Source organism: Arthrobacter sp. 10T419, from assembly GCF_056394105.1.
Genome location: NZ_JBFTHF010000003.1, coordinates 1 through 22,050, shown reverse-complemented (window position 1 = coordinate 22,050; position 22,050 = coordinate 1). Strand labels below are relative to the sequence as shown.

20 protein-coding genes are annotated in these 22,050 nt (G+C 63.7%); 12 read left to right on the top strand and 8 right to left on the bottom strand.

Annotation, left to right across the window (positions count from 1 at the left end; genetic code table 11):
* Nucleotides 1-38: 38 nt before the first annotated feature.
* Nucleotides 39-893 (bottom strand): ABC transporter ATP-binding protein, encoded by an 855-nt coding sequence (locus tag AC1DBD_RS06350; protein ID WP_476981672.1) that lies wholly within the window; start codon nucleotides 891-893, stop codon nucleotides 39-41.
* A 338-nt stretch (nucleotides 894-1,231) separates the two neighbouring features.
* Between AC1DBD_RS06350 and AC1DBD_RS06345 the strand changes: the two genes are divergently transcribed.
* The 3 genes from AC1DBD_RS06345 to AC1DBD_RS06335 all read left to right on the top strand — a co-directional run bounded on the left by AC1DBD_RS06345 (nucleotide 1,232) and on the right by AC1DBD_RS06335 (nucleotide 2,681).
* Nucleotides 1,232-1,657, top strand: a complete 426-nt coding sequence (locus AC1DBD_RS06345) for a CoA-binding protein (protein WP_441417909.1) — start codon at nucleotides 1,232-1,234, stop codon at nucleotides 1,655-1,657.
* Nucleotides 1,658-1,722: 65 nt separating this feature from the next.
* Nucleotides 1,723-2,136 (top strand): MmcQ/YjbR family DNA-binding protein, encoded by a 414-nt coding sequence (locus AC1DBD_RS06340; RefSeq protein WP_441417908.1) that lies wholly within the window; start codon nucleotides 1,723-1,725, stop codon nucleotides 2,134-2,136.
* The gene (locus tag AC1DBD_RS06335; protein ID WP_476981671.1) at nucleotides 2,133-2,681 is read left to right on the top strand and encodes a DUF1990 family protein; all 549 of its coding nucleotides are present in this window, start codon (nucleotides 2,133-2,135) and stop codon (nucleotides 2,679-2,681) included. The genes AC1DBD_RS06340 and AC1DBD_RS06335 overlap by 4 nt, the downstream gene beginning before the upstream one ends.
* A 429-nt stretch (nucleotides 2,682-3,110) precedes the next feature.
* Here AC1DBD_RS06335 and AC1DBD_RS06330 read toward each other — a convergent pair whose 3' ends face one another.
* A complete protein-coding gene (locus tag AC1DBD_RS06330; protein ID WP_476981670.1) occupies nucleotides 3,111-5,483 on the bottom strand; it encodes a transketolase-like TK C-terminal-containing protein in 2,373 nt (790 codons plus the stop codon).
* A 218-nt stretch (nucleotides 5,484-5,701) separates the two neighbouring features.
* On the opposite strand from AC1DBD_RS06330, the gene AC1DBD_RS06325 reads away from it, so the two are divergent.
* Entirely contained in the window at nucleotides 5,702-5,899 is a 198-nt protein-coding gene (locus AC1DBD_RS06325) for a hypothetical protein (protein ID WP_476981669.1), read from the top strand.
* A gap of 174 nt (nucleotides 5,900-6,073) precedes the next feature.
* Here AC1DBD_RS06325 and AC1DBD_RS06320 read toward each other — a convergent pair whose 3' ends face one another.
* Genes AC1DBD_RS06320 through AC1DBD_RS06310 form a run of 3 tightly spaced genes read right to left on the bottom strand, consistent with a single transcriptional unit; the run spans nucleotide 6,074 to nucleotide 8,966 of the window.
* Nucleotides 6,074-7,108, bottom strand: coding sequence for an NAD(P)-dependent alcohol dehydrogenase (locus AC1DBD_RS06320; protein ID WP_476981668.1), 1,035 nt, complete (start codon nucleotides 7,106-7,108; stop codon nucleotides 6,074-6,076).
* The gene (locus AC1DBD_RS06315; protein WP_476981667.1) at nucleotides 7,105-7,923 is read right to left on the bottom strand and encodes an iron-sulfur cluster assembly protein; all 819 of its coding nucleotides are present in this window, start codon (nucleotides 7,921-7,923) and stop codon (nucleotides 7,105-7,107) included. The genes AC1DBD_RS06320 and AC1DBD_RS06315 overlap by 4 nt, the downstream gene beginning before the upstream one ends.
* Nucleotides 7,920-8,966 (bottom strand): amidohydrolase family protein, encoded by a 1,047-nt coding sequence (locus AC1DBD_RS06310; protein WP_476981666.1) that lies wholly within the window; start codon nucleotides 8,964-8,966, stop codon nucleotides 7,920-7,922. The genes AC1DBD_RS06315 and AC1DBD_RS06310 overlap by 4 nt, the downstream gene beginning before the upstream one ends.
* Nucleotides 8,967-9,128: 162 nt before the next feature.
* Here AC1DBD_RS06310 and AC1DBD_RS06305 point away from each other — a divergent pair, with 162 nt between their 5' ends.
* A complete protein-coding gene (locus AC1DBD_RS06305; RefSeq protein WP_476981665.1) occupies nucleotides 9,129-10,631 on the top strand; it encodes an AAA-type ATPase lid domain-containing protein in 1,503 nt (500 codons plus the stop codon).
* Between the two features lie 283 nt (nucleotides 10,632-10,914).
* On the opposite strand, the gene AC1DBD_RS06300 is transcribed toward AC1DBD_RS06305, so the two are convergent.
* The 3 genes from AC1DBD_RS06300 to AC1DBD_RS06290 all read right to left on the bottom strand — a co-directional run bounded on the left by AC1DBD_RS06300 (nucleotide 10,915) and on the right by AC1DBD_RS06290 (nucleotide 14,277).
* Entirely contained in the window at nucleotides 10,915-12,015 is a 1,101-nt protein-coding gene (locus AC1DBD_RS06300) for an ROK family protein (RefSeq protein ID WP_476981664.1), read from the bottom strand.
* A gap of 313 nt (nucleotides 12,016-12,328) precedes the next feature.
* Nucleotides 12,329-13,210 carry a sugar phosphate isomerase/epimerase family protein gene (locus AC1DBD_RS06295; RefSeq protein WP_476981663.1) on the bottom strand — a complete coding sequence of 294 codons (882 nt, stop codon included), beginning with the start codon at nucleotides 13,208-13,210 and terminating at the stop codon, nucleotides 12,329-12,331.
* Nucleotides 13,211-13,245: 35 nt separating this feature from the next.
* Entirely contained in the window at nucleotides 13,246-14,277 is a 1,032-nt protein-coding gene (locus AC1DBD_RS06290; RefSeq protein ID WP_476981662.1) for a zinc-binding dehydrogenase, read from the bottom strand.
* A 308-nt stretch (nucleotides 14,278-14,585) separates the two neighbouring features.
* Between AC1DBD_RS06290 and AC1DBD_RS06285 the strand changes: the two genes are divergently transcribed.
* The 7 genes from AC1DBD_RS06285 to AC1DBD_RS06255 all read left to right on the top strand — a co-directional run.
* Nucleotides 14,586-15,992, top strand: coding sequence for an ABC transporter substrate-binding protein (locus AC1DBD_RS06285; RefSeq protein WP_476981661.1), 1,407 nt, complete (start codon nucleotides 14,586-14,588; stop codon nucleotides 15,990-15,992).
* 32 nt (nucleotides 15,993-16,024) lie between these two features.
* Nucleotides 16,025-17,005: a carbohydrate ABC transporter permease gene (locus tag AC1DBD_RS06280; RefSeq protein ID WP_476981660.1), complete on the top strand. Its 981-nt coding sequence runs from the start codon at nucleotides 16,025-16,027 to the stop codon at nucleotides 17,003-17,005.
* Nucleotides 17,005-17,865, top strand: a complete 861-nt coding sequence (locus AC1DBD_RS06275) for a carbohydrate ABC transporter permease (protein ID WP_476981659.1) — start codon at nucleotides 17,005-17,007, stop codon at nucleotides 17,863-17,865. The genes AC1DBD_RS06280 and AC1DBD_RS06275 overlap by 1 nt, the downstream gene beginning before the upstream one ends.
* Before the next feature lie 47 nt (nucleotides 17,866-17,912).
* Nucleotides 17,913-19,040 (top strand): Gfo/Idh/MocA family protein, encoded by a 1,128-nt coding sequence (locus AC1DBD_RS06270; RefSeq protein WP_476981897.1) that lies wholly within the window; start codon nucleotides 17,913-17,915, stop codon nucleotides 19,038-19,040.
* A 1-nt stretch (nucleotide 19,041) separates the two neighbouring features.
* Nucleotides 19,042-20,055 (top strand): Gfo/Idh/MocA family protein, encoded by a 1,014-nt coding sequence (locus tag AC1DBD_RS06265; protein ID WP_476981658.1) that lies wholly within the window; start codon nucleotides 19,042-19,044, stop codon nucleotides 20,053-20,055.
* Nucleotide 20,056: 1 nt separating this feature from the next.
* The gene (locus AC1DBD_RS06260; protein ID WP_476981657.1) at nucleotides 20,057-21,052 is read left to right on the top strand and encodes a sugar phosphate isomerase/epimerase family protein; all 996 of its coding nucleotides are present in this window, start codon (nucleotides 20,057-20,059) and stop codon (nucleotides 21,050-21,052) included.
* Between the two features lie 293 nt (nucleotides 21,053-21,345).
* A partial coding sequence (locus tag AC1DBD_RS06255; RefSeq protein ID WP_476981656.1) for an AraC family transcriptional regulator occupies nucleotides 21,346-22,050 on the top strand: 705 nt, incomplete at its 3' end.

The following is a 22,050-nucleotide window of genomic DNA, read 5'->3' as shown; positions in this document are numbered from 1 at the left end:
CGCGGCCCGCGGCCGGTTGTCCGGGGAGCGGTGGGTGGTTAGTGGCCGTCGACGCCGAGGCTGGCCAGGAGCGAGGCCCGCATTCGGGCCAACTCCGCGGAAGCCCGGTCCCGGGGACGTTCGCCGGGGACCACGACGGTGCGGACAATCGTCGCGCCCGGCGCCGGGGTGCCGGATTCGGTTGCGCGGGCCGGTTCCTTGCCGAGGACGATGATGCGGTCGGCCAGCTGGAGGGCTTCGTCGACGTCGTGGGTCACCAGCAGCACGGTGGTGGGCTCCGCCCGGTGGACCTGCAGCAGCAGGTCCTGCATCTTGATCCGGGTCAGGGCGTCGAGGGCGCCGAAGGGTTCGTCGAGCAGCAGGACGCCCGGGTTGCGGGCCAGGGCGCGGGCCAGGGAGGCACGCTGGGCCATGCCGCCGGAGACCTCGCGCGGCCGGTGCTTGGCGAAATCCTCCAGGCCCACGAGTTCAAGGAGCCGGGCGACCTTGGCCTTGCCGTCCCTGACACCGGTGGGCAGGCCGATGGCGATGTTGGCCTGCAGGGTGTGCCAGGGCAGCAGGCGCGGCTCCTGGAAGGCGAAGGCGCAGCGCGCATCCACACCCTGTACCTGGACGCCGTCGATCTCGACGGCGCCGGCACTGGGGGCATCGAGGCCGGCGGTGGCGCGCAGCAGGGTGGACTTGCCGCAGCCGGACGTGCCCAGGATGGCGAGGACTTCACCGGCCAGGACATCGAAGTCCACGTCGCGGAGCACGGTGTGGGCCTCGCTGCCGGAACCGAACGCTCGGCGCAGGCCGCGGAAGGACACCGGCAGCGCGGGCGTGCGGGTGGTTTCCCCGGCGGAGGCGTCCGCGGACGCGACAGTTGCGGAGGGGGACAGGACAGCAGTCATAGGAGTACTCCATCGGTCCTGGCAGTAGCACCCTACGGAACGAGCCTCCGGCACGGGTGGTCAGTCCGGCCGTTCCCGTGGCTCGCTACCTTGCTATCGGCGGGTTCCGGGGAGGAACTCCGACGACCAGGGTTGCTGCGGCTTCATCGATCCAGGTCTCTCGGCCGCTCGGGATGGTCACTACCCACTAAAACGGAATCACCGATTTCCCCCAAATCCGGCGCGTAATATTCGGACACCTGCCCGCGTTGCGCGGGCTGCCGGTCGATTGTTCGAAATGCGGCCCGGGCGGCCCGGTGCGGCACGGCCCAGTCAGTGGTCGGCCATAGGCTGTCTACATGACCCATGTGAACGACCCCGCGGTTATCGAACGGCTCCTGCGCACCAAGGGCAGGTGGGCGATCGTGGGCCTGACCACCAACGAGTGGCGCGCCGCCTATGACACGTCGCTGTATATCCGCGACCGGCTCGGCATGGAGATCATCCCGGTCAATCTTCCGGCCGACCCGGTACACGGCGAGACGGGCTACGCCAGGCTGTCCGACATTCCGGCGGCCAAGCAACCGCTCGACGTCGTGGACTGCTTCGTGAATTCGCACAGGGTGGGCGACGTGGTGGACCAGGCGATAGCCGTCGGAGCGAAGGCTCTCTGGCTGCAGCTGGGCGTCATCGACGAAGCCGCCGCCGCACGTGCCAAGGCGGCCGGCCTGGACGTGGTCATGAACGCGTGCCCGGCCCAGGAGGCGCCGCGCTTGGGGCTCTGACGGCCGCCGTCGCCGACGGCGACCACTGCCGGTAGCTGCGCTGACGGCCGGGCTAGGCTGGGAGCATGGACGCAGCAGCACTCCGCAGGATTTGCCTGGGCTTCCCGGGCGCCTTCGAGGACTATCCGTTCGGCCCCGATACCGCGGTCTTCAAGGTCCGCGCCGCGGTGCCCGGCGGGGCGCGGCACGAGGCCAAGATGTTCGCCCTGTCCGCACTGGACCCCGCGGACTTGGTCGTGAGCTTGAAGTGCGAACCCGCGCTCGCCGAACAGTTGCGGGCTGCGCATCCGGAAATTACCGGCGCCTGGCACCTGAACAAGCGGCACTGGAACGGGGTGCGGCTGGACGGTTCGTTGCCGGATTCCATGGTCCGCGACATGGTGGAGGACTCCTACGACCTTGTGGTCGCCGGCCTGAGCCGCCGCCAGCAGGAGCAGCTCGGCTGGGCCCGGCTGGCCCGCGGGGAGGCGCAGCCGTGACCGGGCCGCGGATTGCCGGCGGCGAGCTGAACTATGCGGGGATCGGCGCCACCGAGACCGGCGCCCTGCCGGACGGGATCGAGTGCCTCGTCACCCAGGCCTACGTCGGCGACGGTGAAGCCGCCTACCGCCGGGCGGTGCAGGGCCTGCTGACCTGGCAGCTGCACAAGCGCGCCGGGTTGCGCGTCCGGGCGGAGTCCGGCGTCGTGCGCCCGGGGACGCGCGTGGTGAGCGGGTTCGGCGTCGGCCCGTTCCGGATCAACGCGCCCTGCGAGGTGGTGTGGGTGCGCCGACCCGTAGCCGGCGGCGGGCCGCAGTCCGCGGGATTCGGCTACGGGACCCTGCCCGGGCATCCGGTCCGCGGCGAGGAATCGTTCGAAATTTCGCTCGACGAACAGGGTCTCGTGCTGATCAAAGTCACCGCTTTCGGGGTTCCGGCCAACTGGTTCTACGCGGCCGGGGGCGCCGTCACCGCCGGGGCGCGCCGGATCGTCACTTCCCGATACCTTAGGAGTGCGCAAGAACTGGCCGCAGGTGTGAACTGAGCAGTAGCAGGAAGGCCGTAGCGGCTGCTCCAAAGCAGTGAATTCGCGGTACATGCGATTTGTGGCTTCCTTCGGCCTTCTGTCCCGGCAAACCGGTGAGCCAGCACACGGCCGTCCAGATCGATCGCGGCAGCGACACCCCAGAACATCAGACGGGGCCCCGGACCGAAAAAGACGCCGGCAATCCAAAACGGCGCGCCCATACACCCGGGTGGAATGGTGCACCGTCCTGGGCGAAGTCGTCGGAATCAGCGGGGCGCCCCGGTGATTCGAGGGCTTGGGTCCGGTCGAATACCGGCCCCAAGCCCCCGCGTTTCGGGATTAGTCAGCCAGTCCAACTTCCGCGGACCAGTTCAGCGCGGACGCAGCCGCTCCTGTTGAGCCGGCAGACGGAATGCCTTCCGCCCCCGTGCCGTTAGACGGTCGAAGTTAACGAACGAGGTTCAGCGCCGCGTTGACGATGGATGCTTCGTCGATGCCGTGGATCCGGTAAGCGTCCTGTAGATCGGAGGACTGCCCGAAGTCCTTCACTCCCAGGGAGACTGTCCGGTCGCCTCGGGCCCCGGCCAGGAAGGACAATGTGTGGGGGTGTCCGTCCTGGACCGTGACGAGGGGCGCGGGGGCATGTCGTGGAAAGAGTCCGTCGATGATGTCGAATCCAAGTGCCTTGGTTCCTTGGCCTAGCGAGTTGCGGCGCTGGAGCGATTCAAAGACCAGATCAGGGCTGGTGAGGCAGACGACGCCGGCCATGATGCCAAGTGCCTTCAGCCGCGCTGCCGAGGCGATGACTTCGGGCATCATTGCCCCGACGCCGACCAGAGTGACGCGGTCCTCGACCGGGTCGTGATCGCTCAGCCGGTAACCGCCGGCCACCGCGTGTCTGCGGCGCCGCTCCAACAGCACCGCATCCGTCGGCATGGCGGCCAGAGCCTGATCCATTGGACGGGTGGTGAGCCGGAAGTAGGCCGAGCGTCCTCCGGGAATGCCGATCCGGCTCATGGCTTCCAGCATGCACCATTCCAGATCCTGGGCGAAGGCTGGCTCCCAAGCTGTGCACTCCGGCTGTTCCAAGCCGATGGACGGAGTGGTGAGGGACTGGTGCGCGCCGCCCTCCGGTGCCAGAGTCACCCCTGACGGCGTCCCGATCAGGATGGACTGGCCCCCGGCGTACATGCCAAAGGACCACGGCTCGAGGGCGCGGGCCACGAATGGGTCGTAGATGGTGGCGATAGGAATCAACGGCTGGCCCCAGCGGCTCCAGGTCGTTCCGAGTTCGGAGACGAGACCCACAAGGTTGGTCTCGGCGATGCCGAGTTCGATGTGTTGGCCAAGGGAGTTTTCAATCCAGCGGAGGACCCGTCCGACGTCGTCCGCGAACCAGTCTTGGCGTTCACCGACGGACCAGACTCCGGTTTTGTTGATCCAGCCGCCGAGGTTGGTGGAGGAGGCAACGTCGGGGCTGCAGGTGACGACACGGTGGGCCACCTCGGGCGCTGCCCGTTTCAGGTCGGACAGGAACCGTCCTAGTGCGGCCTGGGTGGAAATTCTGTCGCCGTAGCCCCATGGCAGGGAAACCGGGATCTGGAGGGGCGGGGCCAAATCGGGGTGCCGGCGCTTGAGCCGGAGGGATGCCCGGGCGCAGGCCCGTTCTTCGACGGTGCCCGGCTGGAACTTGCGCCATGGATCGTCAAGGTCCACTCCGGAGATCTCCGCCAGTGTTTCCATCTGATCTTTGGACAGGAGTGCTGAGTGGTTGTTCGGATGTCCTTCGGTGGCAAGGCCGCGGCCCTTGATCGTGTAGGCAAAGATGACGGTGGGCCGGGCGGGGTCGACCTGGTTGTAGGTGTCGAGCAGCAGTCCGATGTCGTGTCCGCCGAGATCACGTACCGCCGCAGCCTGTTCCGCGGCCGTGAGCGAACCGAGCAGGGTTTCCATGGCCGGGGTCGAACCGCTGGCACGCAGTCGGTCGAAGACCTCCGAATCGGGGGAGCGGAGCAGGCGCTGGTATTCCTCGTTGGGCATGGTCTCCAGCCGGCGGTGTAGATCCGCACCGCCGGGCCGGGTGAAGAGTTCCTGCACACGGGTCCCCCACTTCCGGGTTAGGACCTGCCAGCCGGCGGCTTCAAACATGCCTTGCAGACGCATGATCTGCGAGTCAGGTACCACCCGGTCCAAGGACTGCCGGTTCAAATCAACGATCCAGAGCAATTCGCCGAGTTGCGAGACGGTTGGGTCGGCGACAGCCTCCCAGATGGCGCCTTCGTCCAGTTCGGCGTCGCCCAGCAGACCGATGAAGCGACCGGATATGCGGGATTCAGCATACCTGTCGCTGACGAAGCGGTGCGACATAGCCGCCCAAATAGTGGCCGTGGCCCCGATGCCCACACTCCCGGTGGAAAAGTCCACCGTGTCAGGGTCCTTGGACCGACTGGGGTAACTCTGCAGGCCGCCCTTCTGCCGAAGCGTGCTGAGTTTGTCTTCATCCAAGTCGCCTAGGAGGTAATTGATGGCGTGAAGGACAGGGGAGGCGTGGGGCTTGACGGACACACGGTCCGACGCGGTCAGCTCCGAGAACCACAGGGAGGTCATGATTTCCACCATCGAGGCGCTGGAGGCCTGATGTCCGCCGACTTTGATGCCGCTGGTGTTGGGGCGTCCTCGGTTGGCGGCATCCACGATGGCCGCGGCGGTCCAGCGAACCCGCTGGGCGATACTCTCGAGAACGGCTATCCCGGACGCTGCATCCACAGCGCCCGCGGGGTCCGGGTGTGCGGCTGGGGTCTGAAAATCTTCCACCTTCATGATGGTCTCCTCTATACGTAAGCGTTCGGCGCCGAATGCGGTTCTCTGCTGCGGATCCGGGGGCATCCCCTTGTGGGGAGGGCCGATTTCTACAACCGGATTTTCGATCGGGTGATCAGCGGGATTGAAAAATTGACGGAGCAACAAACCGGTTTGGATCTCCTCCATCGGGTCTGCGAAATTTGGTTGGACTGGAGCTGCCCTGGGCCAGTGCAACGATGTGTATCCGCACAGCCGAAGGAATTCTGGAACGGCGCCAGCGCGGCGATGCCCTGAGCTCCTCGTATCACCGGCTCCTGACGGGGATACTCGATCAGCTCATTGCGGCCGGCGTGATCCCGGCGCTGGACACCGACTATGCCGTCTTGCTGTGGCTGACGATCTTCGATGAGCGGGTCTTCGTCGGTCTGCACTGACCAGGCGGATGGAGCCCTATGAAACAAGCCACCGCTTGGGCATGTCCCTGCTCAATGTCCTGAAGCAGGGTGACCAGTACTCAACTTGGCCACCCCGCCACCGGTCCCGGCGGGCTATACCGGTTTAACGCCGATACCCTCTATCTGTTGATGCGTCGAGCCCCGGTTTGTTCGTCAGGGCACGAGGATGGCCCGGCCGCGCACTTTGCCCGCGTCGAGGTCGCTGATCGCCTGTTGGAAGTCGTCGAGGGCGTATTTCTGGGTGTGAAGGGTGACGGCACCCCGTGCCGCCAAGGCCATCAGGTCCTGAAGGTCGTTGTAGGAGCCGACGAGGTTGCCGATGATGTTGATCTCGGCTGAGACGATGTCGATGGTAGGGACGTCGATGTTCTCGCCGTAGCCCACCACGTAGTAATCCCCTGCCTGGCGCAGCATGGCGATGCCTTGAGCGGTCGCCCCTCCTTCGCCAACGAAGTCGATAAGTGCCTCCGCTCCATGACCGCCGGTGAGGGCAAGGACCTGCTCGACCTGTGACCCGTCAGCCAGGACGCCCTCATGTGCTCCGATCTTCTTCGCCAGGTCCAAGGCGGCAGGGTTACGGTCTACCACGATGATGCGGGCCGGTGTTAGCGCTGTGAGGACTTGGATTCCGATGTGGCCGAGCCCTCCGGCGCCGATGACAACGCATGTGTCCCTCGGGGTCAGCCGCTCGGCCGCCTTAGCGGCCGCGTGATAGGCCGTAAGGCCTGCATCGGCCAGGGCGGCGACGTCTGCGGGTTCCAGGGAGTCGTCGATTTTGACGACGGAGCGGGCGGATGTCAGGAGGTATTCGGCGTATCCGCCGTTGGTGTCGATACCCGGGAACTTGCTCTGCTCGCAGTGCACGTCGTCCCCGGAACGGCAGGCACGGCACAGACCGCACGTGATGAGGGGGTGCAGGATGACTTTGTCGCCTTCCTGCACATTGGTAACGGCGCTACCGACTGCGTGCACCCATCCGGCGTTCTCGTGGCCGATGGTGTACGGCAGGTGGACCTGGGATTTTTCCGCCCACTGGCCCTCGAGAATGTGCAGGTCCGTGCGGCAAACCCCGGCTCCCCCGATTCTGACGACGACATCATACGGGCCTGTGACTTCGGGGACCGGCACTTCTGCCATTTTCAGGCCGTTGTGGTAGCCAACGACCTGGACGGCTCGCATGGTGCTCATGGGTGAATCTCCTTGACTATTAGCGGAAGTAGTTCGTGGTGGTCTGCGGGCTCGGCGCCATCGGGCCGCCCGCTCTGGTCTGCGCCGGATCCTTCATAGCGTGTGCGCAGCAGACCCCGGCAAAAATGCGCGTTCCCGTCAATGGAAATGCGGGTCGAGCGGGCCCGGCGCAGTGCCATCGGAACGGCATCAGGGGGATAAGGGTGCCCTTCGTGGTTAACTAGGACAATCGAATCCGCCGCCTCGGGCAAGCCAAGCGCTGACCGTCGGCGCAGCAGCGCTTCCTTGTTCCTTCCAGCCGGAAGGTCCCAGAGTCGAATGGTTCCCAGCTCCGTTTCCACGAGACTTGCGTCGGCACGCAGGAGATCAGTAAGGCATCGCTCCATTGCAGCGGTGTGAGCCTTGCGACGAAACGTCCACCGCAGCTCTTCCAGACTGTCCTCAGCCTCGTGCAGGAAAGTGCCGCGGTACCCTGCCTCCGCGGCCAGCCCGGCGTTGATGAGGTCGGAGTCGTGGTGATCGTCCAGCTCGACGACCACCTGCGTCACAGTCGGCAGCGCCGAGATCACGTCCTTGCTGTCGGACGCCATCAGATAGGCGAAATTGGGCGAGCAGAAGGAGGTGGGCAGGCGCAGGTGAACTTCCACCCGTGCACCGCCGACACCGGCCTGGACCTTGAGGGAACGAACGAAGCCAAGATCAGTGATCGGTTCGTCCAGTTCCGGGTCGAAAACCGAGTCCAAGGCACGGCGGACGTCCTCCTCGGTCACATCCCAGCGGGTTTCAGCTGCAGGATCGACGTGCAGAGCTGTCACCGGACGCCCGCCAGGTCGGCGCGTTCGGGCTGTCGCGGCCCTGTCTTTGTCTCGTCCGCGTCGGGGAGTTGGAGCTCTGCGGGCACCGGGATGTCGTACATTTTCGCGGCGTTGAGTCCCAGGATCTTCTTCTTCTGGGCAGTGGTGAGCGGGGCGTATTCGGTCATGTCTCCCGGGATCTGGAAGTCGACGAACCGCTCAATCAGCCAGCGGGGTGACCAGATGGCGTAGTCGCTGGAGAACTGGATGCGGTCCTCCCCGATCCAATAGATGAGCTCGCCGATGATCTGGGCGAAGTACCGCGGCCGGGTGTGCATGAAGGGCATCGCGACGGCCAGGCCGCCATGAACGTTGGGTTCCTGGGTAGCGATCCAGCAAAAGTCTTCCAGCCGGGGCAGGCCGACGTGCTCGACCACAAAGTTCAGGTCGGTGAAGTCGGAAGCGGCGTGGTCGACGTCAGCGACGTCGAAAGCGTCCCGGTCCAGCGGGCGGACAGTAGGACCCTTGTGAATGTGGACGTTCTTGATCCCGAGCTTGCGGCACTCCTCGAAATACCGGTAGGACCAGGGGTCCGAGAGCTTGAAGCCGCGGGACTCTCCGTGCCATTCAGCGGTGTAGAGCTTGACCCCCTTGAACTGCATCTTCTCGTGGTCCGCGCGGAGCCGGTCAAGGCCTGCCTCACCATCGCGGGGGTCATAACAGTGGTTGTATGTCAGCTTGCCCGGATTCGCCGCGGCAAGGCCGTACGCCTCCTCCACCTGCGCGAATCCGTTCTTGTAGAACGCGCCGAGGTAGGCCGGCTGAAAGATCGCGTGGTCGACGTAGCCGTCCTCGAACAGATCCTTCATGAGGCGTTCGCCGCCCTGGTAAAGGAATTCCTCGTAGGACCAGTGTTCCTCGTCCGGGCCGAGGTTGCGGTGGTAGTCGTAGAAGCAATCGATGAACTGCTTGCCATGGATATTCCGCTGGTTTTCCGGGCGGGCGTCCCACAATGCGACGTGGGCGTCAACAATGAAGTAGTTTTCGCCGTCTTTGCTATACATGTCCGGTCTCCTTCTGGCGACTGCCGTAGTCGCGACACCATCGAGACTAGGCTGGTCGAACAGCTGTCAACATGTGGTGTGTGTCTCATTTTGAGACGGCCCTCCTCCACTTGGGATCGCGAGATAACGTAACCTCGAAGTAGGGAGACGAGGAGGACGGCGATGATGCCGAACAAGGACGAGGGGACTGTCAGCCTGGCGCATGATTACGCCGGCCAGCTCGACACTTCTGCCAAACGCCTCCTCGCTTCCTGGCAACGGAGCGAGGAATACGGTGTTTCCGCCGAAGAAGTGGATCCGATGTGGGCTGGTTCCACGGGGACTGACTCCCTGTTTTTCCAGTGCGGTCAGGAAGTGCTCAGAGGACTCCACGGAACTCTGGCGAACGAACCCTTGAGCCTGATGCTCACCGATGCCAACGGTTTGCTCCTGAACCGCTTCAGCGGAGACACCTCCCTGTTGCGGGCGCTCGACAAGGTCCATCTGGCGCCGGGTTTCGCATTCTCCGAAAGGGAGGCCGGGACCAATGGCATGGGATTGGCGCTGGCGGACCGCATCCCGACCCTTGTCCGCGCGGAAGAACACTACAGTGCCAGCCTCCGGACCTACACCTGCGCGGCAGTCCCTGTCTTCGACCCGGTCAGCGGATTGCTGGAGGGGAGTGTCAACATCACTACGTGGTCCCGCTCGTCCCCGCAATTGCTCCTGGCGCTAGCAGAATCAGCTGCGGGCAACACCTCGGCCCTGATGCTCGCAAGGTCACAGGGCCGCAAGGGAAGACCCGGACCAAAGGGCGGCGTCTTCCGCATCCAGAGAGGCAAACTCGAGCCGGCAGCCGGAACAGTCCGCAAAATGTCGTCGGCCTGGACGAACGCCCTCGACCAGGCGACCGAGGCCCTGGCGGCCGGACGAGTAGCTGCCGCCGTAGGGGAGCAGGGTACGGGGCGCGCAACTCTGCTGGCCCAGGCCTTGCGGCAAATTCACCCCGGGAGCCGTATCATCTCAGCGGCCGCCCCCGCCCCGGCCGACGTCGACGCCTGGCTGTCCTTGTGGGCCCCTGAACTGGCCAAACCGGCAACCGCTGTCATAGTCGAAAACGTAGACCTGCTGCCCGCGTGGGCAGCGCAAGAGCTCCACGCCCGGGCCCAGGACGCAGTTCGGTCGCTTCCCCTACCCCACAGCGGGAGCGGGCCAACGCTCGCGTGGGCCGTCACAGCTGCGAGTCACGACGGTATCCCGCAACCCCTGGCCTCCATGGTCGACACGGTGATCTCTGTTCCCGCTCTGCGGGAACGCGGCGAGGATGTCCTGCACTTGGCCAGGTACGCCGCCCGCCAAACCCGCCTGCGGGAAATCCACTTCACTGGCGCCGTGGAAAAGGCATTGATCGCCCATAGCTGGCCGGACAACATTGACGAGCTTTTCACCGTCATCCACGCCGCCGCTGTCCAGACAGAGACCATCGACGTCCATCATCTGCCGGCCTACCTTCTGGGCGGGAGCGGCCGGCACCTGAGTCGGATCGAGGCGGTGGAACGCGACGAGATCGTCCGCTGTCTCTCCAAGCACGGAGTTACCGTAAGCGCGGCCGCAGCAGAACTGGGCATCAGCAGGGCGACGATCTACCGCCGCATGGCAAGGCTGGGGATCACAATGCCGAAATAGGCAGACCCGGAAGGGAGCCTTCGGACCCTAAGTAGCGCACCGTGTCACCGCGAGAGGCGACTGTCCCCGACGAGCCTCGACATCAACTTTCTAAGCGAGAACGGGGACTGCCCGATAAGGGGTGTGTGGGTGGGATGGTTCTTCCGAAGCTCCGACAGGCCTCTCCGCCACCGGACATTGAGCGCCCCGATCGCGGTCGTCTCGCAGATTACCTGCCCGGTCTATGTCGTACTGTCCCAGGGCTTCCACGCGGAGAGCGTTTTGGGGTGGAAATACCCGCTCGTCAACGCGAATAAGTTGCGGTCAAGGCGTCCAGGTTTTCCGGGGCAAGAACGTAGTCGATAGCCATGATGCCTGCCCCAATGACGCCGGCGTCGGCCCCGGTTCGGGCTTGAACAATCGACAAGTGTTGCGTCGCCAGCGGGGTAGACCGCGAATAAACGACCTCTCGCATCCCGGCAATCAGCTGTTCGCTCGCGTCAGCCATGGAGCCGCCAATGACGATCAGCGATGGATTCAGGATGCTGACGCACATGTTGAGAACTTCACCGATATCCCGCCCGGCCTGCCGTACAACTTGGCCCGCAAGGAGGTTGCCCTGCCGGACAAGGGCGGCAACATCCCCGTCCCGCTCCAGCTCGACGCCTTCCGCCCTTAAGGCCGCTGCGATGGCAGGTCGGCCGGCGACTGCCTCGAGGCATCCGACATTGCCGCAGCGGCAGGCGATGCCGGCTGCCCTCGCAATTGAGATGTGCCCGACGTCGCCCGCCGAACCGTCGGCACCGCGCTGCAACTGCCCGCTGCTGATGATGCCGGATCCGATGCCTGTCGCGACCTTGAGGAAGATCATGTTGTCGACCTCGGGCCAAGCCGCCGCGCGCTCCCCTAGGGCCATGATGTTGACGTCGTTGTCCACTAGGACCGCCACATCGTAGCTGCGCTGGATGTAGCGTGGAACATCGAAGCCGTTCCAGCCCGGCATGATCGGCGGCTGCGACGGCTTTCCGGACGAGTGCTCCACCGGACCGGGAAGGCCGATACCCACTGCGATGACATCATCCTTCTCCCGCCCCAGCCCGTCCAGGAGGGCATTGACCGTCTCCACAAGCCTTTCCAAGACAGGCTCCGGCCCTGCTGCGATCTGGATTTCTCCCGTGACCTTGGCCAAGGTACTCCCGGCCAGGTCGAGCAAGGCCACCGTCGCGTGGGTGGCACCGATGTCCGCCGCTGCCACCAGGCGCGCTGCCGGGTTGAAAGCCACCAGCGCCGACGGCCGGCCGCCGGTCGACGCAGCATCTCCCACCGGGGCAATGAAACCAGTGTCAATCAGCTCATCTATGCGGGAAGTGATCGTCGAGCGCGCAAAGCCAGTCGCTGCCGACAACTCCGAACGTGTCCGCGGCCGTCCATCCCTTAATATTTGAAAGAGTTCGCTGGCACCGAATCCTGGCGTCGGTTTTGTGACCTTCGTGCGTGGAGATTTGCGGCCTCCGTCAGCCACCGTCTGCGTCAAGGTAATCAAAGGCCTTTACTGCTGGGGCTCCTCGCGCCTGCGGGAGCCGTTTTTGTCGTCGAACCCTCATGACCCGGGCTTACCGCTGCTTGAGTTCCTTCTACCATCAAACCAAAAGTCGCCCTGCGTCCGTTAACCGGAGACCAGCCCGAAGTTTCCGAACCCGCGAGCCCTCTGCCCGCGACTATTGGCGCCGCTCACGGTCGCCATACGTGGCTAATGCATTGTAGGCGTCGCGGACGTAGGCATCCGAAGCCCGGAGCTCACGGCCGATCTTCTCCAGGCTCCACCCGTGAGTTCCGTGGCACTTCAGGCTGGCGGCGCCCTGGTATCCTGCGCGGTGCAGTTCTGACAGCAGGAATCTGTGGTCCAGTGTCCCCTCGGGTGAGGGCAGCTGCTTCTCGCCGGGCCCGAAGTTCAAGCCATCCACACCGTGGCGGTAGCCGCGGTCGACGTCCCAGATGTAGTAGTAGAAAAGCCTCTTGCGTTCGGTCAGGAACGTGATGACCTCGCTGATCGTCTCCTGCATGACCCACAGGTGGGGCGGCGCCAGGCAGACGCCCAGGTAAGGGTCGTCGATGTCGCGCACGAGGCGCTTGATCTGGGCGAACGTGTCGACACCCTCGTCCCACCGTTTGTCTTCGTTGCCCCCCGCTTCAAAGTCGGCGGAAAAGGGAACCGTCAGGTGGTTCTCAACCGCAATCCGCACACCTGCGCGGGCCCCTGCTTCCACTATCGGCGGCAGAAAGGACCCGACAAAGTCCGGGTAGTTTGCTTCGCAATCGAAGATGACGGTGTCGATCCCCAACTGGGAAGCGAACTCAACGCGTTCCAGTATCTCGTCCTGGTTCTTTCCATAGACGGTGAGACCGGAAGGCTTCATTCCGTACTTATCGAGGAGGTCGCGGATCTTTCCGGGGTCGTCCCCCGGGTTGACGTGATGAGCCAAGGGAGCCGCCGAAGACCATAGGTTGACCTCCTTAAAGCCGATGTCAGCTAGGTCTCTGAGTGCCTCTTCAAGGGACATGTCGTGGTACGGGAGGATCTCTGCGGTATAGCGGAACATGTTGCTTGTCCTTTTCCTAGGTGCCGGGTGCGGGGTTAGCTCCACACAAATACGGCTTTTTCGGTCTCACGCCGGTCGAAGGCGCCGAAGGCCTGCTCGGCATCTTCCAGTGAATATTCATGGCTGATAATCGCTTCGACGTCGACCTTGTTGTCGTCGACAAAGCGCAGAATCTCCTGCCATTCACCGATTGGGAAGTACCAACCGCCGACCACGGTGAGGAGTTTGCGGATGACCTGGTCACTGGGGTTGATCTGTGTGGCACGGGACTCGCCGACAAAAGCAACGCATCCCAGCTTCGCCGCGGCGTCCAAAGCGGTGTTCTGGCCCGCCGGGTTGCCGGAACAGTCGATTGCCGCCTCAACTCCGCGGCCGCCGGTCATGGCGAGGATCGCTTCGACGGCGTCCGAATCTTTACTGTTCACGACGTCGTCCGCGCCGAGGGCACGCGCTTGCTGCAAACGCTCATCGAGGATGTCGACGGCAATCACGCGGGCACCGAAGGCTTTGGCTACGAGAACGGCCGCCGACCCCATGGGGCCGAGGCCAATGACGGCGACGGTCTTGTTGCCGCTGACTCCCATCTTTTTCTGCACGTGGTACTGACTGCCGATCATGTCGGTCATGACAGCGCCGGCTTTGAAGCTGAAGTGGTCAGGCAGCGGCAGAGCATTCCTGGCCGCAATGGTGAAATAGTCAGCGTCCCCTCCGGGGAAGTCGAACCCGAAACAACTCCATTCGGCGCACAGCATCGAGTAACCCTGGCCGCAGTACTCACAGTGGCCACACCCGACAGCAAGATGAGCCGCGACGCGGTCTCCCACACGGATGCCACTGACCGCTTCTCCAACCGCCACCACTACCCCTGCGGCCTCGTGGCCTGGCACGACGTCTCCAGTCCCGGCGGCGTCTCCTCCGACGATCGGGTTGCCATAGTAAAGGCTCATATCGCTCCGGCAGATTGCAGAGGCACGGGTCTCCACCAAGACTTCATGGGATGCCGGCTCCGGCCGTTCACGGTCTGCAACCAGGACCTTTTTGTCCCCCGGAAGAATTACTGCACGCATCTACGCGACTCCTTCTTGTCATCTTTGTCCCGGTGAGCACTGCCCGCTGAGTTGGCGTGCCGGCCGGTACCTTACGGCCCGCCCTGTGGTTTAGTCCGGATGCCTGTATCGAGTATGACATCGGACACACAGCCTATGTCAAGACGCATACAAAAGTCCGCGCAACTTTTGCTTGACCGTAGACAAAAGTTCTCCTAGTCTGTTGTGAGACGGATCACCGTCCGCACGAACGGGAAGCATGCCGGCTGTGTTCCAAGGGCCGACGTCCGGATACGAAAGACAGGCACATGTTCAAAACTCAAAGTCGAGTGGCCAAATCTCGCCTGGTTACGGGGCTTGGCGTCGTCGCCACGGCAGCCCTGCTAACAACGGGGTGCACGTCCAACTCCCCGGCCCCCAGCGCCAGCGCTGCGAAACCGGCCGAACTCAAGATGCTGTACACCACCGACGAGGCCAACAGCGCTGCTGTGGCGTCTCTTGTCCCGCAGTTCAAGGAAAAGTTCGGCATCGATCTTAAGATCGACAACCAGCCGTATGACGCTCTACAACAGAAAGTCTTTTCCGAGTTTGCGTCGGGCAGCAGTTACTACGATGTCGTGGTCGTCGACACGCCTTGGGCACCTGCCCTGGTGCAGAATCTGGAACCACTGAGTCCTTACCTTCAAAACAAGGACCTGAACCCTGAGATCCCCGAATCCAACGTGGGTGACTTCGTTCCCAAGGTCTTTTATGACACAGCTGTTTACAACGCCGAGTCGCCGGTAAAGCGGTACGCGGACGAAACGGCCAAGCCCGACGTCTCCGCGATCAAGAACGCCGGGTTCGACGTTTACGGGCTTCCCATCCAATCGAATGTTGCCGTCCTGGCATACCGCAGCGATCTCTTCAACGATCCGCAGCAGAAGGCCAACTTCAAGGCGAAGTACGGCAAGGACCTGAAGGTGCCCACCACTTGGGACGAGTACGCCCAGGCAGCCGAGTTCTTCACCCAGCCTGACAAGAAGCTCTTCGGCACGACGGTCATGGCCGGTGTAGGCGACTGGGCGACCGATGACTTCAAAACGCTCCTGGCGTCCTTCGGCGGCGACGGCACCCTTGTCAACCAGGATCTCGAACTCTCCTTCGACTCGCCGGAAGGTGTGGAGGCCTTGAACTATTACTCCAAACTGGCGCAGAGCGGCCATGTACCGCCTGGCAGCACTTCCGCCGACTGGGGCACCACCGCCGAGTCATTCGACAGTGGACTCACCGCCATGACCATCAACTACCACGACCTCAAACTGGCAGACAACGTCAAGGGGGGCACCATCGGATATGCCCCCGTGCCGAAAGCGAAAGCAGCAGGGCCGCACTTTGGAACCTGGATGCTGAGTGTCAACAAGAACTCGAAGAACAAGGAATGGGCCTACCAGGCGATCAGCTGGCTGACTGCCGCAGAGCAGCAGACGGCGATGACGGCGAAGTCCCTCCACCCGAGCCGTTCCTCGGTCTACTCCTCCATCAAGAGCGACAATCCGATGGCGTCGTTTTACGAGACCCTCGGGAAATCGCTTGAGGTAGGCGTGGGCCGGGCCCGCCTGACCAACTACACCGAGGTCAGCCACGAGGTTGCTGTAGCCGTGAACAATGCGGCTACGGGTTCCTCCTCGCCCCAGGACGCTTTGAAGACCGCATCCGGCAAGGTTTCCACCCTCCTTAAGTCTGCAGGCTACTGAGTGATATCAACGTTCTCCAAGGAGCACCAATCATGAAATCCACAGCAGTCGTTTCCGATGCTGGATTGCAGACTCGGCCTTCCCGCCGCGAGAACGGTCACAACCCGACCGTTCCGCGCGGCGGGAAGCGCCCGTCGTGGAAAAGAAGGTCGGCCCCCTGGGCCTACATGGCACCCTCCATGATCGTCCTGCTGCTGATGACGGTCGCTCCGGCCATCTTCATCTTCTACTCGGCCTTCCGCAACGACAAGATCCTCGGCGGCGCCGGAAAATTCGTGGGGCTGAACAACTTTGTCGAGGCAGTCACGAACGCCTCAGTCCGCCATGCGTTCCTGATTACGTTCGCCTTCGTGGCAGTTGCCGTCACCCTTGAGATGCTGCTCGGGTTTGCGCTGGCGCTGCCCTTGGCGGCCCAGACGACGGCCAACAAAGTGGGGGCGGCGCTGATGCTGCTGCCCTTCGCGGTGACGCCTGCTGTCGCTGCGATGGTCTTCAAGCAGCTGCTTAACCCGAACTACGGATGGGTTGGCTACTACCTGGGCTACCTCGGATTCCCCCGGGGGATCGATCTTCTGGGTGACCCGACTTCGGCCTGGATCATTCTCATCATCCTGGACATGTGGCAATGGACGCCCTTCATCGCGCTGATCCTGATGGCGGGACTACAGTCGCTGCCCGCGGAACCACGGGAAGCCGCGCTGGTTGACGGCGCGACTCCTTGGCAGATGTTCCGCCACATCACGTTGCCGGCGATGATGCCTTTTATTGCTATCGCGGCGGTCCTGCGCACCATCCAGGCGTTCAAGACCTTCGACGCATTCAAGATCCTGACCGGCGGAGGCCCTGGCGAGTCCACCGAAATTATCAATCTCGGCATCTTCCGCGTCGGACTTCAAAGCTTCAACGTGGGCCTGGCCTGCGCCCTGGGCGTGATCTTCCTGATCATTCTCTCCCTTCTGGTACCGATCATGCTGCGCGTCATAGGGCGCCAGTCCGATCCTGAGGAAATGTAATGACAACCACTTCACCATCCGTTCGGCGAGGCCTGATTGCTCGAGTGATCATCGGCCGCACGTTCCTTTGGGCTTGGCTCATTGTGGGCCTGGTGCCACTGCTGTTCATGTTCGTCACCTCTGTCAAGCCGGCCGGTCTGGCGAACCAGATTCCGCCGGCCTGGCTGTTTACACCGACCCTTGAAAACTATGCCTCGGTCCTCTCGGCCGGCGGCGGAAAATCCGAAAGCTTCGGGCAACTCCTGCTCAACAGCGCGGTAGTGAGCCTTGGCGCGACATTGCTGGCCATCGCGGTCGGGGTCCCGGCCGCCTACGCCTTGACGATGAGGGAATTCCGCGCGCGGAAGGGGTTGTCCTCCTGGATTCTCTCCACCTACATGTTTCCGCCCATTGTCGCGGTCATCCCGATCTTCGTTTTCGCCGGCCGTCTTGGCCTCATCGACACTTATCCTGTGCTCATCGTCCCCTACGCCGCTTTCAATCTGCCGATCGTGGTGTGGATCCTCCGCAGCTCGATCCTGCAGCTCCCGTACGAGATCCAGGAGGCGGCCATGGTGGACGGCGCTTCCAGCTGGAATATCTTGCGGCGGATCATCTGGCCGCTGCTGGTGCCATCCGTTGCGACAGCAGCGGTGCTGACGATCGTCCTGTCCTGGAACGAGTTCCTTTTCGCCCTGTCGCTCACCCGCAGCGGTGCCAAGACAGCTCCGGTGGGCCTACAGCAGTTCACTGGCATGTACGGAACCGACTGGGGCAACATCACGTCAGCCGCCACGCTCATCGTCGCGCCGATTCTTGTCCTGATGATCATCCTGCGGCGCCAGATGGTCGCCGGACTTTCTTTCGGTGCCGTGAAGTGACGGTTTCCGTGGGAAGCGCCGCCACACCCCGGCCCCTTGGCGTGGCAATGATCGGCTACGCCTTTATGGGCAAGGCCCACTCGAATGCCTGGCGGAACGTCGCCAGCTACTTCGACGTCCCCCCGTTGGAGCAGAAAGTCCTCGTGGGCCGGAACTCCGCCGGCGCTGCTGCCGCGGCCGCCAAGTACGGCTGGGCCGAGTCGTCCACGGACTGGCGCGCGGTCATACGCCGCGAGGACATCGACATCGTGGACATCTGTGCCCCGGGTTGGCTCCACGCGGAAATCGCGGTCGCCGCGCTCGCCGCAGGCAAGCATGTTCTCGTGGAAAAGCCTTTGGCCAACACTTTGGCTGAAGCCGAAGCCATGGCCGCGGCCGCAGGCGAGGCCCGTGCCGGAGGCGTGCAGTCCATGGTGGGCTTCAACTACCGCCGCGTCCCGGCCCTCGCCCTGGCGCGGGAACTCATCGCCGAAGGCCGTATCGGAACCGTCCGGCACGTGCGTGCAGCGTACCTACAGGACTGGCTGGCGGATCCGGAGTCGCCCATGAGCTGGCGCCTCAAGCGGGAAGCGGCCGGCTCCGGAGCGCTGGGCGACATTGCCTCCCATGCGATCGACCAGGTGCTGTTCCTGCTGCGTGACCACGTCACGGAGGTTTCCGGGCGGACGCACACCTTCACGACGCACCGCCCGGGGACGGAGGGGCTGGAGGAAGTAACGGTCGACGACGCTGCTTGGGCCACGTTGACTTTGGCCTCCGGGGCGGTCGCCTCGGTTGAGGTTTCCCGGGTGGCCACGGGGCAGAAGAACTCGCTCAAACTGGAGATTTACGGTGACAAGGGCTCGCTCGTGTTCGATCTGGAGGACCTGAACGAACTTCGTTTCCTGGACGCCACCGTGCCCGTGCGGGAACAGGGGTTCCGCCGGATCCTCGTTAATGAACCCGAGCATCCATACATCGGTGCCTGGTGGCCGCAGGGCCACATTCTCGGCTGGGAGCACACTTTCACTCATGAAATTCGGGACTTCCTGACGGCCATCAACAGCGGGGCCGAACCGTCGCCGTCGTTCGACGACGGACTTGCTGTCCAGCGGATCCTGGCCGCGGTGGAGGAAAGCGCGGCTGCAAAAGGCACGCTTATCCAGTTGGCGTCGCCCGTTGACGAGGGAGCCTGACATGACGGATCCGCTCCGGATCGGGGTGCTGGGGGCATCCCGCATAAGCCCAACCTCCATTGTTGAGCCCGCCAAGCTGACGGGCGCACGCCTGGTCGCCGTGGCCGCACGGGACCGCGGGCGCGCGGACAATTTCGCGAAGCAGCACGGCGTCGAACGGGTCCACCAGACCTATGCCGACGTCATTTCCGACCCGGAGGTGGAGGCCATTTACAACCCCCTCGCCAACGGCCTCCACGCACATTGGAACCTGGCTGCCATTGCGGCCGGAAAACACGTCCTGTCGGAGAAACCCTTCGCGGCCGACGCTCCCGAGGCCCGGGAAGTGCGCGACGCCGGTAAGCGCGCGGGCGTCGCCGTCGTCGACGGCTTCCACTACCTTTACCACCCGGTGACACGACGGCTTCACGAACTGCTGAGCTCCGGTGAACTCGGGGAACTCCAGCGGGTCGAAACGATCATGAGGATCCCCGCTCCGGCACCCGATGACCCGCGCTGGTCGCTGGCCCTCGCCGGCGGCGCCCTCATGGATCTGGGCTGTTACAGTCTCCACGCCGTCCGGGCGATAGCTCCGTGGGCGGGTGGTGAGCCCCGGCTCGTCGCTGCCCGCGGCGGCGAACGTGCGGGACTTCCGGAAGTGGACGAGTGGGTCGATGCCGATCTGGAGTACCCCTCGGGCGTGACTGCATCGGCACGGTGCCACATGGCGGCGGAGGGCCGGGAGATGAGTTACTCCATCGTCGGCAGCAAGGGCCAGGCGACGGTGGCGAACTTCGTTCTCCCGCACACAGATGACCGTCTTTTCGTGAAGACAGCCGCGGGAGAGCGTGTGGAGCAGCTCGGAACCCGGTCGTCCTACACTTATCAGCTTGAGGCGTTCACCGAACTGGTGCGCAACGGAGTTCCGATGCCCACCGACAGCGACGACGCCGTCCAGACCATGGAGCTGGTCGACGAGTGCTACCGGGCCATCGGCTTCGAGCCTCGACCCCGCCACCGTCCCGAAGGAGCCTGATATGCCCCGCCCCTACACCCTGTTCACCGGCCAGTGGGCCGACCTGCCCTTCGACGAAGTCGCGCGCTTGGCCTCCGGCTGGGGGTACGACGGCCTGGAAATTGCCGTCTCCGGTGACCACCTGGACGCCTGGCGCTGGGACGAGCCCGGCTACGTGGAGTCCAAGCTCGCAGTGCTTCAGAAATACAACCTCAAAGTCTGGGCCATCTCCAACCACCTCAAGGGCCAGGCCGTCTGCGACGACCCCATCGACTTCCGCCACGAAGCCATCGTCGGTGCGCACGTCTGGGGCGACGGCGACCCCGAAGGCGTCCGCACCCGCGCCGCGGAGGAAATGAAACACACCGCCCGGCTCGCCAAGGCCCTCGGGGTCGATACGGTGGTCGGGTTCACCGGATCCTCCATCTGGCAGTACGTTGCGATGTTCCCGCCCGTCCCGGAAAAGGTGATCGAAGCCGGCTACCAGGACTTCGCGGACCGCTGGAACCCCATCCTTGACGTCTTCGACGAATGCGGGGTCCGCTTCGCCCACGAGGTCCACCCCTCGGAGATCGCCTACGACTACTGGACCACCGTTCGCGCCCTTGAGGCGATCGGCCACCGCAAGGCCTTCGGCCTGAACTGGGACCCGTCCCACTTCATGTGGCAGGGCATCGACCCAGTCTCTTTCATCTGGGATTTCAGGGACCGGATCTACCACGTGGACTGCAAAGACACCAAGCTGCGGCCCACTGGCCGGAACACCGTGATGGGCTCGCACCTGCCCTGGGGTGACCCGCGCCGAGGCTGGGACTTCGTTTCCGCAGGCCGCGGCGACGTGCCGTGGGAATCCTCTTTCCGGGCGCTCACCGCGATCGGCTACGACGGCCCCATCTCTATCGAATGGGAGGACGCCGGCATGGACCGGCTTCATGGAGCACCGGAGGCCCTCGCCGCCCTGAAGAAGTTCGACTTTCCCGCCTCGAACACATCCTTCGACGCCGCCTTCAAGCAGTAGCCGTTGTGGCCCATACGACGCTTCGTGGAACCCGGACGGCGCCGTGCAGAACACGGCAGAACACGGGCTATGTCGTGGCGCCCTGGGCTCTCTATACCGTCGGAAGGATGGTCGACTCGTTTCGGCCAAGCGTGGCACCCCTGGCCCGCCCGGAGTCTATGACTGTCTTGGAACGTCATTGTTCTTTGAGGGTCGATAGCGAACAGATGAACTAGGTGTTCGTAGAACGTACTCAATCTTTTTGCTGCATGCTGGCACATTGAGTCTCGGTTCGGCTGGAAGGTTCCAAGCCCATGGAAAACATATCTCGCGGCAACGTCGTTGCCGGCGGTCCGGACGCGTCACCGCACGGCCAGATCAGACGCTACAGTGTTCCCCCCGGGCTGAAGCCCGAGGAAAAATTCGAACATTGGCGGAGCTGGTACGGCAGCGCCATTGATGCTCCTGTTCGGCTGGAAAAAACCGAAAGGCTCGTGCGTCCAGGTTTCAATCCGACCGCCATGAGCCTCGATTGCACCGGGTTCAGCCTTGTTGACGTCACGAATGAACCCGCCAGTTGCTACTGGAACGGGGATACAAGGCCGAGCGACTGGCTCGTGTACTTCAGGACTTCGTGTGACAAGTTCAGCTTCTCGGGACGCTCCGAGGCCGTCTCTCCCGGAACGGCCAGGTTCTTTGATCTTTCCCTGCCGGGCAACTTCCATGCGCCGGCAGGCTTAAGCGCGGTGCGGGTCCGATTCGATCGAGGCCTGCTGGGCTTGGACGACAGATCAGTCAAACGGCTCCAGGGGCTGGGCGACATCAGGGCAAACCCCCTAATACGTGGGCTGATCATGCCAGCCCTGTCCGGCTGGCAGCGGACAGCCATAGCGCAGGAGATGCAGCATCTCCAACCGGTCGTCCGGTCGATGATGACGGCCCTGGTCAGCTCCTTGCTCGAAACCACGGCCGATCCCGGCGATCTAAGACTGGCCCGCATCGCAACGATCAAGAAATTC